Origin of the sequence: Legionella rowbothamii, from assembly GCF_900639985.1 — a bacterium.
Classification (GTDB): domain Bacteria; phylum Pseudomonadota; class Gammaproteobacteria; order Legionellales; family Legionellaceae; genus Legionella; species Legionella rowbothamii.
In genome coordinates, this window is record NZ_CAAAIM010000001.1 from 533,057 (window position 1) to 545,329 (window position 12,273).

Sequence of the window (12,273 nt, forward strand, 5' to 3'; positions counted from 1 at the left end):
TTAACCTCTAGTATTAATTTCAGGGAATTCTCTAGGCTCAGGACCCGTGTATTTTGACGAGGGGCGGATTAATTTATTATTCGCACGTTGCTCAAACACATGAGCAGCCCATCCGGTAATACGGGACATCACAAATATTGGCGTGAATAAGAAGGTCGGAATTCCACAGTAATGATATGCAGAAGCACTGTAGAAATCGAGATTTGGGAATAGTTTCTTCTCTTGCCACATCACTTCTTCGATGCGCTCAGAAACATTATACAAATCAAGTTGTTTCTTTTCTTCACCTAAACGGAATGACCACTTTTTAATAATGTCAGAGCGCGGATCACTGGTTGTATAAACTCTATGGCCAAAGCCCATAACCAATTCTTTATTTTCCAGCATTTTTTTCAAACCAGCTTCAGCCTCCTCAGGAGTTTTAAAACGCTCGATTACTCCCATTGCTGCTTCATTCGCTCCGCCGTGCAAAGGCCCACGTAACGTACCAATAGCACTAACAATAGCTGAATAAAAATCAGAAAGTGTGGCGGCTGTAACACGCGCAGCAAAAGTTGAAGCATTAAACTCATGTTCCGCATATAAAATCAAGGAAACATCCATCATGTCGACATCAAGCTGGCTGGGCTTATGACCATGTAATAAAGCAAGAAAATGTCCACCAGTAGTGGACTCTTCACTTAAACCGGATATTTCTTTATTTTTAAAATTATAGTTATACCAATAACAAATTATGCCTGGGAATAAAGCAAGAAGACGATCTGCGATTTGGTGTTCCTCAGAAAAATTATGTTCGGGTTCAATATTTCCTAAGAAAGAACAGGCTGTTCTTAATACATCCATAGGATGGGTTTGTTTAGGGATCATTTTTAATACAGTTTTTAATGCATCAGGCAAAGCACGTAAGCCTACAATTTTTTTTGTGTAGACATCCAACTCACTCTGCGTTGGCAACTTACCATAGAGTAATAAATAAGCAACTTCCTCAAAAGTTGCATGCTCTGCTAAATCATCGATGGAATACCCTCTATAATTCAAACCATTTCCCAGCCCAACTGTAGCAATAGCTGATTCCCCAGCAATAACCCCGGCTAAACCGCCACTTTTAACACTCATTGTCTTCTTCCTCCATCAATTGGTCTAGTTTTTGTTCGTAAAGGTGATAACCAAGAACTCCATATAATTCTTCACGAGTTTGCATTTTACCCAGCATGGATTGTTGTGTACCTTGCTGGATAATTGCTTGATAAGTAGTTAAAGCAGCCTGAGACATTGCTCTAAACGCGCTCAATGGGTATAGAATTAAAGAGACACCTACACCGGCTAGCTCGTCACGAGTAAATAATGGGGTTTTACCAAACTCAGTAATATTAGCAAGGATTGGCACATGAACTGCGCTACTAAAGGTATTATATTCCTCCAACGTAGTCATGGCCTCGGGAAAAATCATGTCTGCGCCTAACTCTACACACAGCTGTGCCCGTTCAATCGCAGCATTCATGCCTTCAACTGCATAAGAGTCTGTTCGCGCCATAATCACAAAATCAGCATCTTGACGTGCATCCACGGCAGCCTTAATACGATCTCCCATCTCTTTCATAGAAACAATGGCTTTATTCGGTCGATGTCCACATCGTTTTGCCATCACCTGATCTTCAATATGGATTGCAGCAACTCCAGTTTTCTCCATGAGTTGAACAGTACGTGCAATATTAAATGCATGTCCCCAGCCTGTATCGACATCAACAAGCAGTGGTAAAGGACAGGCCTCCGTAATTCGGCGAACATCTTCAAGAACTTCGGCTAAGCCGGTCATTCCCAAATCAGGTATTCCATAAGAAGCATTCGCTACTCCGGCACCTGAAAGATAAATCGCCTGAGCACCTGATGATTGCGCTAACATTGCAGAATAGGCATTGATTGTACCAAGCACTTGTAACGGCTTATTATCGTGCACTGCCTGCCTGAATGCTTTCCCCATAGAACCAGCCATTAACGCTCACTCCTTGATTTTTAAGGATTATTATTATGCGCTCATCGTTGAAGAAATCAAGAGAGATTGGTTATGGGATAAATGCACTTTTTCGCAAAAATCAGTAGCTCACAATTGCACCCAATGAACCTTTTGCCCTAGCCCCAGGCTTATCTAGTCTCACGCCCAACTGATGGAGCTCGCGCGATAATCCGTGGGAATTTTGGTAGGATAGGAATAAGTGAGCTATAGGGTAAGATAATGCCAACAAGTTCTCCACTTGCAAAATATAGGCTTTCTGCACTATATTTATAGTTTTAGATTTACCTATTTTTTATCGATATATGTTTGAGGATGACCAACAAGCGATGACTCACCACGTCAAGCTCTCGCGTAAATTAATCACCGCACGAAACGACAAGCAAGCCGCATTTCTTGATTCTATTGATCGTAATGCCATCACGTTTGCCGTCGGCCCTGCTGGAACCGGTAAAACCTATCTTGCCGTATCCAAAGCTATTCAATGTTTTGAGAAAGGGGAAGTGCAACGCCTTATCTTTGTAAGACCGGCGGTCGAAGCGGGTGAAAAACTTGGTTTCCTACCAGGGGATTTAGTAGAAAAAGTACTTCCTTATTTAAGACCCATTTACGATGCATTATATGAAATGATTGGTTTTAAAGAGACTCAAAAACTCATTCAAAGTGATATCATTGAAATATTGCCATTAGCATTTATGCGTGGACGTACGTTAAATGAATCGTTCATCATTCTAGATGAAGCCCAAAATACTACTGTGATGCAAATGAAAATGTTTTTAACGCGTATGGGCTTTGGCTCTAAAACCGTGATTACTGGTGACATGACTCAGGTGGATTTGCCCCGAGGTATTGATTCGGGACTCGCCCATGCAGTAGGATTATTCAAAAAAATTCCAGAGATTAGCATTCATACCTTCACAAGTCGGGAAGTGGTCAGACATCCTCTGGTATCAAAAATTGTTGATTGCTATGATCGTGACTCAACAGGAAAAACTAAATAATTTATTATGACTTATTACATAGATATTCAAAATGCAACAGATGAACCTCTGGCAATGGATGAGGATCAAATAACGCGTTTGGCATCACTCGCATTGAGAGACTACAAAAAAGAAGCAGAACTAACAGTTCGCTTTGTTACTCCAGAGGAAATCACTCAGTTAAACCATGCATATAGGAAAAAAGATAAGCCCACAAATGTTCTGTCATTTCCCAGTGAGTTACCTCCTGAAATTCAACTGGAATACCCTCTTTTAGGCGATGTAATTATTTGCCCGCAGGTATTACTTACAGAATGCAAAGAGCTCAATAAGACTTTAGATGCTCATTGGAGCTTAATACTGATTCATGGAATACTGCACTTATTAGGCTATGATCATATTAAGGATGAAGATGCAGCCGTGATGCAGGCAATTGAAATCAAATTGCTAGCAGAATTGGGTTATACTAATCCTTACGATGCAGAGGGAAATCAACTTGACTAAAGAGGAAGATGGTAGTTCGTGGTTTTCGCGCTTAAAACATTTTTTACAAGGTGAACCACAAAATCAAGAAGAGCTAGTTAGTTTATTAAGAGATGCTCAAATTCGCTCGCTTATCAATTCAGAAACGTTAGCGATGATAGAGGGTGCTATTCTTTTTTCGAAAATGCGTGTTCGTGACATTATGTTGCCGAAAAACCAAATGGTTTGCTTCAAGCAAAATGATGAATTCAGCGAGATTATCAAAACGGTGACCCAAACCGGGCATTCCCGATTTCCAGTAACTGATGAGAATGGAGAGGAAGTCATCGGCATACTGCATGCCAAAGACTTGCTACGCAATCAAGCTGATAACAGCAACTCCTTTGATTTACTTGATATTTGCAGACAAGTCACTTTTGTTCCTGAGAGCAGACGCCTTGATAGTTTGCTTAGTGAATTTCGCAGCAATAAAAATCATATGGCAATTGTTGTCGATGAATATGGAGAGGTTTCCGGATTTGTCACCATTGAAGATATAATCGAACAAATCATTGGTGATATTGAGGACGAATTCGATATCGATGAAGACGCCTACATTAAAGCTCATGACAATGGACACTATATTGTTAAAGCCCATACACCAATTGACGAATTTAATGAGCAACTCAACACTAATTTTAGCAATGATACCTATGATACAATTGGCGGAATTGTAATGAATGGTTTTGGCTACTTACCTACACGGGGAGAAACCATAACTATTGGTTCTTTAGAATTTAAAATCATTAATGCAGATGCACGCCGAATTAAGCTTATAGAGTGCATTGAGAAACGCTCTTAAACCAAGGCATATCATGAATGGAAATATACTTGTAATCGATGATGATACTGAATTAACTGATTTGCTGGCCCAGTACTTAGAGCCGGAAGGCTATCATGCGGTTTGTGTGCATGATGGTGAAAGTGGCGTAAAAAAAGCATTAAACCAACCTTTTGACGCCATTATTCTGGATGTAATGCTCCCAAAACTAAACGGTTTTGAAGTATTAAAATCAATTCGAGAACATCTTGAAACTCCTGTGCTAATGTTAACCGCACGAGGCGATGATATTGATCGCATCGTAGGCTTAGAAATTGGGGCCGATGACTATTTACCAAAACCCTGTAACCCACGTGAGTTGGTTGCCAGATTACGCGCGATTTTAAGACGCACCCAAAAAATCCCTGCTAGCAAACCCATAATTGAGCATCATAATATAGTTGTTGATTGCTCTAAACGCCACGTTACTATGGCTGGTCACTATCTTGAATTAACCAATGCAGAATTTAATATTCTCGAAATGTTAATTAAATCACCTGGGCAAGCTTTTTCTAAAGAAGAGCTGACTGAATATGCTCTGGGAAGAAAATACACCGCCTATGATCGCAGTATCGATGTGCATATCAGTAATTTAAGAAATAAATTGGGCGATAACCCGCAAGGCGAACCCATAGTAAAAACAGTAAGAGGTTTTGGATATTTATTTAATGCGTAGTTTATACTGGAAAATTTTCGTTTCTTTCTGGTTAGCAACCATTCTTATTATTATCACTACGGCTTGGGTTATCAGTCATGTAGCCCAAAAATCTTCTCTACCTGCTCAAGAACAGCTTTTCATGGATAGCTATGCAAATGCTGCCGTGGCTACTTTTGAGTCTGGAGAGCACGCCGCTTTGCTAAAATGGCTAAATAAAATTGGGATTTCTCGGCATATGACTATGTTCTTAATTTCGAGTACAGGCGAAATTATCGGAACAGAAGCACCTCCTGACAATGTAAAAAAAGTTGCGGAAAATTTACTTAAAGATCAATTAAGTGAAGGAATTTTAAAGTCAGAGAAGCTTATTGTTAGCCATGAAATCTTATCGACCTCAGGGAGGTTCTATCGTTTAGCCGCAGTAAGTGAAAAACCTATTTCTCATTTTGTAGGTATTCCCTGGGCAGGTCTTGCAATACGTCTTATCTTGGCAACCTTCATTAGTGGTCTGATTTGCTACTTACTCTCACGGTACTTAACCCAACCTTTACGCTCATTAGGTATGGCAGCTAAGTCTATTGCCAAAGGTCAGCTAAATACGCGTGTTGGGCATTTAAGAGGCCATCATAAAGATGAAATTGCGCAATTAAGTGATGAATTTGATCGCATGGCAGAACAACTTGAAGCATTAGTTAGCTCGAAAGAGCGCTTATTGCAGGATATTTCTCATGAATTGAGGTCCCCGCTTGCACGCCTGCAAATTGCAATAGAGTTAGGACGAAATAAAACCAATCAACTTGCTGAAACTGAATTTAAACGAATGGAACTTGAATGCTCGCGATTAAATGCGTTAATTACTGAAGTATTGGATTTCGCTCGACTGGATAAATCTACCACTGAGTTACATCTGTCTTTAGTGGATATGCCAGCGCTACTAAAAGGCATTGTCCAAGATGCCAATTATGAATGTAATCACGAAACAAATCGAGTACGTGAAGAAACGTTAGAGCCTTGCCAATTATTAGTTGATCAGCGCTTAATTCATCGAGCTATAGAGAATATCGTGCGTAATGCGTTACACTACTCCCCTGACACAGAACAAATACGTGTATCACTACGCTATGATGAAAGCAAAGAACATATACATATTGAAATTAGTGATAAAGGCCCTGGCGTTCCTGAAGAACAACTAGAAAAAATATTTAATCCTTTTTATCGTGTAGATACCTCTCGCGAAAAAAAAACGGGGGGTTATGGTTTAGGCTTAGCCATTGCGTTTCGTGCAATCCAGTTACATCAAGGAAGTATCAGCGCTGAAAATAATTCAGATGGCGGTTTGTTAGTGCGGATAAAACTTAGAGTGCAATAATGTGGTTATAGTTCAACATCATATCCTAGTACTTGCACCGGGATGGTGCTTGCTTTACTAGTAAACAACTAAACTAAAGAATAAAAAACCAATAATTTTGATTTTAAAAATCATCAGGCATACCTGGTTACTCGCAACCCAGTTTTACTTAAAACGCTCAAAATACTAAACCTAAAAAACAAATACTTGTCGCACATAATTACACTATACTGTCCTTATAACCTCTAGATTTCCTTGTCCAATTAAGATACAATATGCAAGACATAGAACAATTGGACCAAGAACTATATGCCGAACACAAAATATTTAGAAAAATCGAGTGGCCCTCTTTTCTTTACCGGCTTTATAGCATCTAAGCTTCAATACGTACCCTTTGCTGCGGCAGCTGCTGCTTTCCGATTCGCATCATTAGGTCTCTATCTTATTGCCTACAGCTTCTGGTTTGCCGCAAGCTACAACCAACCTGAGCATGAACGAGCTAATAGCGAATGGTACGGATTTGCTCAAATTAAAGAACAATTTCTTTTTTCATCATTAGCTGGATTTATTGCAACTGTTGTAAGTGTTGCTGCTATTTTTGTACCCGCTCTATTTCCTCCAGCCGCCTGGCTTTTTGTTCTTGGTAATACCTTTTGGACTATAGGTGAATACCATAAACTAAATAATCCCCCTAAAGATCAAGATTTTTCTTATTCACAACAAGAAGCATATACATCCTACGCGGCATCTACATCAATTATCAGTGTAGTCAGCGCCATCTCAGCGACAATAATGTTTATATATCCACCAATTACCATGCCTCTTTCCATATTCAGCATCCTTGTTTGCGCAGGTTTTGGCGTTTTAGCTTGCGAGTATTTATTAGACTACAATTTTGGCGATCATCCCACAACTTTTACCTCCTCAGCTGATGCAATGGAAAAAGGTCTGGGCGCTGGCGTATCTCCCCAAAATGACCCCACTAATAATCATGCGCCAATTCATACAAAACAACTCTTCCAAGATGCTTCTTCTGTGGTTCAGGAGAGTGTAAATCCAATAGTAGCGGAGAATATGGCGCCAAATAACCTAGCCATAAAATAACTTCTGCTCTATAATCTAGCCTTTTCAATTTTATGCAGGCAAGAGAAAATGGACCCAGTAATTGCGAAAATGATTTCCAAAGCACATGATGTGCTTGCGCACTCGTATGCGCCCTACTCTAAATTTACTGTTGCATGCTGTATTCGTACTGAAAATGATAATTTTTACGCAGGAACTAATGTTGAAAATGGTTCGTACAGTTTAACTGTCTGTGCAGAAACATCCGCTATTTCAGCGATGGTTACAGCGGGTGAGCAACGTATTAAAAGTATAGTAATACTTGCTGGGACGAATACATTATGCTCTCCTTGTGGTGCATGCCGACAAAGAATTTATGAGTTTTCAACTCCTGATACAATGATACACCTGTGTACTAAAGATTCGGTCATTCGTAGTATCACTGTTAAAGAACTCTTGCCATTAGCTTTTGATTTTAACCCCTAATAGGATAATTTGTATGATGAACACTGCAGCAAAGCAGAGCTATCCCCATTTAGCAGCGGACTATATTAAAAATTTGCATCCATCGTTTAAACCAGCCGTTGCTGTTGTTTTAGGCTCAGGTTTAGGTCAATTTGCTGATGAATTACAAGACTCTGTTCGCATTAGCTTTGATGATCTGCCTGGTTTTCCTAAGATCACCGTGCATGGTCATGGCGGAAATTTAATTCTTGGCTATTGGAATGGTGTGGGGGTTGTTTGCTTGCAAGGCAGAGCCCATACTTATGAAGGCTTAGAAAATTATGAAACCGTAAAGACTTATGTTCGCACCTTAAAGCTCTTAGGCTGTAAGTATTTTATTGCAACAAATGCATCCGGCTCCTTAAGAGAAGATGTAGGGCCAGGTGAGTTAATGCTGATCCACGATCACATTAATTTACAGCCACACAACCCGTTAATTGGTCCAAATGATGATGAGTTTGGCCCTCGATTCTACCCACTCGACAATGCTTATGATAAAACTATGCGCCAAGCCTTGCTTGCGATTGCGCAAAAACAATCAATTAAGCTTGCAGAGGGTGTCTATATTTCGGTATTAGGACCCCACTATGAAACGGCCGCCGAAATTAAAGCCTTTAAAATTTGGGGAGCTGATGCGGTAGGAATGTCTACAGTGCCTGAAGTATTAGTAGCAAATCACTGCGGCATGCAAGTAGCCGTTATTGCCACCATTACGAACTATGCGACAGGATTAACACAAACAGCTCACAGCCATGATGCGGTTGTTGAAATGGCTGCAAATGCTGCAAAACAGCTTAATAAGTTAATTAAAGAATATATTGCAGGACTTAAGTGAGTTTAGAATCATCATTAAATGAGGTTATCGAGTTATTACTTAACGCCCAGAATCAACCTGTAATTAGCGCTGCGCGATTAATTCACTCTCTTGACCTCACCTTATTAGACGAGGAGGCTTCAATTGCCTCCTTATCTCAATTAAGACATAATGCCTGCGAGAACCAAGTTGCAGCTGTATGTGTCTACAGCAAACATCTACCACTATTCCAGCATCTGGGCGCAATTGAGTTAGCCACCGTAGTTAATTTTCCACAAGGAAACCAGGAGCTTAATCAGGTTTTAGAATCAATTCATTCCGCAATAGAACAAAATGCTACGGAAATAGACTACGTCCTTCCCTATAAGTTGTATTTGAACGGTGGAAAAGAGAATGTATTAACTCAATGCCAAACAGTTATTGATTTGTGTAAACAAAAAGATCGTACCTTAAAAATAATTTTGGAAACTGGTGCTTTTTCTGAGCTCCAGAATATTTATGAAGTAAGCAATCAGTTAAATAAACTAGGTTGTAATTTTCTAAAAACATCCACAGGAAAAATTCCCCAAGGTGCCTCTTTACCCGCAGTATTTACCATTTTAACGGCGATAAAAGATTCACACTCACAATGCGGTATTAAGATATCGGGCGGTGTTAAAACACCAACTCAAGCAGTCAATTATGCGAAATTAGCAGAGTTGGTATTAGCAAAGCCGATTGATAAAAGTTGGTTTCGTATTGGAGCAAGTAGCTTATTAGCGGAATTAAGCGATTCGTTTGCCAGGATATAAATCGCTCATTACCATTTTTGTGTTTAATTTCGTTTCATGCCCTAGATTTACTTTACCGTAATGAAAAACAACGTAGTCTGGTTACTTGTAATCAGATTTTCATTTTCTCGCCAATTCACCATCAGTGCAAAGAGCTCCTGTTTGCAAACCAATAGTCTAAAATTTTATAAGATTGCCTTTATTCATCACCTCCGGAGGTAAAAGCTGATTTATTACAGTATCCCTTTACCTGTTGTTATAATTCAGACTCGCCTAAGCAATTTTTTATCAAACGCAGAGAAAAAAGCGTTGGGTGTGTGGGAGGGCTTAGGGAGCTGATTATCTTGTACTGCTGAAAGTAGTAATAGCTTGTAGCATCTTCCGAAAACCGTTGTAACGCATTTAATATGCCTGAAACAGCTTTAATAATTCTTGCTTCTCTGTCTTTTAATAGCAATAAACAACTAAATTCGCTAGAATGCCTAAGCAATCAATGAGCAATTATTGGAGTTTATTTACCATGAAAAACACGTCCGTATTTAAGTTCATTTTAGTAGCCTTTTTAGGACTGGCCTTAAGCAGTTGTAAAACCACTCCTCCTGGAGAATATGATGCCAATGAAGTAGGGAAAATAAAAAAGGTTATTCCAGGTACCGTAATTTCCAAACGTACAGTTAATTTGCACCGAAACAGCACTGCAAAAAACACCTCAAGCAGTGACTTTGCTGATAATGGCTACAATCAAACACGGGGGGTTGAATACGTTATTAAATTAAAGTCTGGGGGCATTATTTCGGTTGTTCAATCTGAAGATCTTAAGTTAAAAAATAAGCAAAAGATTTTGGTAATTTATGGCAAACACACTCGAGTGGTTGCTGATAATGGTAGCGAAACGTTTTAATTTCTATTTACGTAAAAAATACGTCATCCCTCGCTCGGGATGACGTACTTTCACTTTATTCGCAATGACAGCCTTTAAAAGGTCATTCGGCTAGTATCGGAAAACTGACTTAACGACGCTGTCAAAATAAAATTATCATATTTTGACTGCAACAATTCAGCGATTAAGGCAGATTGATTTCCTGCAATCCGAGCTTCCTTTATGGTCTTGGTAACAAAAAGCATAAACCGAGTGAATAGATCATCTAATTCTTTCGGCTTCCCACTCAGATAAGTTTCAATTTCACGAATATTATCTTTAATTGCATCAATGAAGATATCATGAGGATTTGTAGCTAGAGATGGGGCAGAGGCAGCGAAATGCATATTATCATTAATCATTCGTGGATTATTTTGATAGATAGCATTCATTCTACTGATTGCAACTTCATGTTGAGGGTTCAATTTTAAAACCGTGCTGTATAATGAATAAGCAGTTATAGGAAGATTTTTAAAAGGTAAATCTCTGGTTTTATAATAAAAATCAGCAAAAACTGATAATAAATTCGCCAGGAATCCAGGACTATTATAATTTTCAGCAATACTATACATCGCCTTCTTAAATGCTTTATGGTGTCCTATAGGAGCTAATGATGAGACTTGGGAAGTTATAGCCTCAGGTGCAAAAAATGTATTTCTCATCGTTAATAACGAAGTAGTTGGTGCAGGCGCAAATCGTTCGGTAGTAACAAGGAACTCACTAGCGGTTGCAATGTGAATATTGAGATCAGACATAGGTTCGGAGTCCTCTACATCCGCTGTACTAACAAGAGCTTGCCATTCTGATTCAATATCATTTGCTTTTTTATGCTTTGATTTACTTTCAATTACCGTGTCCGGGATTTCTGTAGGCGTAGCTGTTTGAGTCTCTTCCTCATCATCTTCGATAATGTATCGGCGCTTTCTTTTTTTCTCCTTCCAAATGATTACCACATCTTCATCATCATCCACGAGTGGTAAACGAGTCATTAATTTACGAAGGTCAGTAATTAACTCGCTCTCTTCGTCAATCATCGTATCCGTATCTATAAGTGCACGACACTGCTTAGCAAGCTCATGAGCGCTGGGGTCATTATTTTCCACAGCAACTAAAAGCTCATATCCTAGAAGTTCCAGTTTTTCCTCAGGTGATAATTCTAAATCATACAATGAATTGTTCTTGATGTAGTTAGCGATTCGCGTAAGAATTTGTTTGTTTTTTTCGCAATGAAAGGCACGCTCTAATAGATTTAAATAGCCTATATGTAATTCAATCTCAACATCAAAACCCGCTTGACTCTGATTATCTATAGCACGAGTTAACCAGGTTAAGGCCGTTAAAAATTGTTTTTCAGTTGGTTTCTTTTTACTATTGTCAAGCCAATCGACCAAGCGATCACTAACGGCTTCTGCTGCCAGAGCAATAGCAGAATAAACAGTATCCATTCGTTCAGGAGTAGTCTGAGAGCCTGAGTATCGTTGAATACTGTCACTATTATAAACGACCTTCAGCTCTTGAAGAGTACTGGTAATCTCCTTCCAAGCTTCAGTTATTTGAGAGTAATCCAATTTACCTTTAAGTGATGCTCGAAGCACATCAGTCGTACAAATAACCACATCGCTAAGCGCATAAGCCAATGCATCGTTATAGAGTTTGTTGGCAGTAAAATTTCTTTGTGCTGCAATTTTATGCAGGTGCTCAAGACCTTTTTTGTAATACTTTAATGCTTCGGCAAAATTATATTCATTATATTTAATATCGCCATTGATCTGTTCTTTACTACCAAAATAATACGTCATGATAAATAAATACTCAAAAAAAGAAGGTATCCTACCATATGGACTACTTCTGTTCAATTAAGTATT

13 protein-coding genes are annotated in these 12,273 nt (G+C 39.1%); 10 read left to right on the forward strand and 3 right to left on the reverse strand.

The window, feature by feature from the left end:
• Entirely contained in the window at positions 1 to 1,116 is a 1,116-nt protein-coding gene (prpC, locus tag E1P08_RS02170) for a bifunctional 2-methylcitrate synthase/citrate synthase (protein WP_133135373.1), read from the reverse strand.
• On the reverse strand, positions 1,106 to 1,993 hold the full coding sequence (prpB, locus tag E1P08_RS02175; protein WP_133135374.1) for a methylisocitrate lyase: 888 nt from the start codon (positions 1,991 to 1,993) through the stop codon (positions 1,106 to 1,108). The genes prpC and prpB overlap by 11 nt, the downstream gene beginning before the upstream one ends.
• Before the next feature lie 323 nt (positions 1,994 to 2,316).
• Here prpB and E1P08_RS02180 point away from each other — a divergent pair, with 323 nt between their 5' ends.
• The 10 genes from E1P08_RS02180 (at position 2,317) to E1P08_RS02225 (ending at position 10,390) form a co-directional block, all read left to right on the forward strand.
• Complete coding sequence (locus E1P08_RS02180; RefSeq protein WP_242602346.1) at positions 2,317 to 3,012, forward strand: PhoH family protein; 696 nt, start codon at positions 2,317 to 2,319, stop codon at positions 3,010 to 3,012.
• A 6-nt stretch (positions 3,013 to 3,018) separates the two neighbouring features.
• Positions 3,019 to 3,495, forward strand: coding sequence for an rRNA maturation RNase YbeY (ybeY, locus tag E1P08_RS02185; RefSeq protein ID WP_133135375.1), 477 nt, complete (start codon positions 3,019 to 3,021; stop codon positions 3,493 to 3,495).
• Positions 3,470 to 4,315 (forward strand): HlyC/CorC family transporter, encoded by an 846-nt coding sequence (locus E1P08_RS02190; protein ID WP_133135376.1) that lies wholly within the window; start codon positions 3,470 to 3,472, stop codon positions 4,313 to 4,315. Before ybeY ends, E1P08_RS02190 begins: the two co-directional genes overlap by 26 nt.
• Before the next feature lie 13 nt (positions 4,316 to 4,328).
• Positions 4,329 to 5,009 (forward strand): two-component system response regulator CpxR, encoded by a 681-nt coding sequence (gene cpxR / locus E1P08_RS02195; protein WP_133135377.1) that lies wholly within the window; start codon positions 4,329 to 4,331, stop codon positions 5,007 to 5,009.
• A complete protein-coding gene (cpxA, locus tag E1P08_RS02200) occupies positions 5,002 to 6,360 on the forward strand; it encodes a two-component system sensor histidine kinase CpxA (protein WP_133135378.1) in 1,359 nt (452 codons plus the stop codon). Before cpxR ends, cpxA begins: the two co-directional genes overlap by 8 nt.
• 288 nt (positions 6,361 to 6,648) lie before the next feature.
• Positions 6,649 to 7,443: a hypothetical protein gene (locus E1P08_RS02205; protein ID WP_133135379.1), complete on the forward strand. Its 795-nt coding sequence runs from the start codon at positions 6,649 to 6,651 to the stop codon at positions 7,441 to 7,443.
• Positions 7,444 to 7,491: 48 nt separating this feature from the next.
• Positions 7,492 to 7,887, forward strand: a complete 396-nt coding sequence (cdd, locus tag E1P08_RS02210; protein ID WP_133135380.1) for a cytidine deaminase — start codon at positions 7,492 to 7,494, stop codon at positions 7,885 to 7,887.
• Positions 7,888 to 7,900: 13 nt separating this feature from the next.
• Positions 7,901 to 8,740, forward strand: coding sequence for a purine-nucleoside phosphorylase (locus E1P08_RS02215; protein ID WP_133135381.1), 840 nt, complete (start codon positions 7,901 to 7,903; stop codon positions 8,738 to 8,740).
• Positions 8,737 to 9,510, forward strand: a complete 774-nt coding sequence (gene deoC / locus E1P08_RS02220; RefSeq protein WP_133135382.1) for a deoxyribose-phosphate aldolase — start codon at positions 8,737 to 8,739, stop codon at positions 9,508 to 9,510. The genes E1P08_RS02215 and deoC overlap by 4 nt, the downstream gene beginning before the upstream one ends.
• A gap of 499 nt (positions 9,511 to 10,009) precedes the next feature.
• Positions 10,010 to 10,390, forward strand: coding sequence for a hypothetical protein (locus E1P08_RS02225; RefSeq protein WP_133135383.1), 381 nt, complete (start codon positions 10,010 to 10,012; stop codon positions 10,388 to 10,390).
• A 74-nt stretch (positions 10,391 to 10,464) separates the two neighbouring features.
• Here E1P08_RS02225 and E1P08_RS02230 read toward each other — a convergent pair whose 3' ends face one another.
• Positions 10,465 to 12,207 carry a hypothetical protein gene (locus E1P08_RS02230; RefSeq protein WP_133135384.1) on the reverse strand — a complete coding sequence of 581 codons (1,743 nt, stop codon included), beginning with the start codon at positions 12,205 to 12,207 and terminating at the stop codon, positions 10,465 to 10,467.
• Positions 12,208 to 12,273 lie beyond the last annotated feature (66 nt).

Coding starts and splice junctions, on each gene's coding strand:
- prpC (WP_133135373.1), bottom strand. CDS start 1,116: ATGAGTGTTAAAAGTGGCGGTTTAGCCGGGGTTATTGCTGGGGAATCA.
- prpB (WP_133135374.1), bottom strand. CDS start 1,993: ATGGCTGGTTCTATGGGGAAAGCATTCAGGCAGGCAGTGCACGATAAT.
- E1P08_RS02180 (WP_242602346.1), top strand. CDS start 2,317: ATGTTTGAGGATGACCAACAAGCGATGACTCACCACGTCAAGCTCTCG.
- ybeY (WP_133135375.1), top strand. CDS start 3,019: ATGACTTATTACATAGATATTCAAAATGCAACAGATGAACCTCTGGCA.
- E1P08_RS02190 (WP_133135376.1), top strand. CDS start 3,470: ATGCAGAGGGAAATCAACTTGACTAAAGAGGAAGATGGTAGTTCGTGG.
- cpxR (WP_133135377.1), top strand. CDS start 4,329: ATGAATGGAAATATACTTGTAATCGATGATGATACTGAATTAACTGAT.
- cpxA (WP_133135378.1), top strand. CDS start 5,002: ATGCGTAGTTTATACTGGAAAATTTTCGTTTCTTTCTGGTTAGCAACC.
- E1P08_RS02205 (WP_133135379.1), top strand. CDS start 6,649: ATGCCGAACACAAAATATTTAGAAAAATCGAGTGGCCCTCTTTTCTTT.
- cdd (WP_133135380.1), top strand. CDS start 7,492: ATGGACCCAGTAATTGCGAAAATGATTTCCAAAGCACATGATGTGCTT.
- E1P08_RS02215 (WP_133135381.1), top strand. CDS start 7,901: ATGATGAACACTGCAGCAAAGCAGAGCTATCCCCATTTAGCAGCGGAC.
- E1P08_RS02225 (WP_133135383.1), top strand. CDS start 10,010: ATGAAAAACACGTCCGTATTTAAGTTCATTTTAGTAGCCTTTTTAGGA.
- E1P08_RS02230 (WP_133135384.1), bottom strand. CDS start 12,207: ATGACGTATTATTTTGGTAGTAAAGAACAGATCAATGGCGATATTAAA.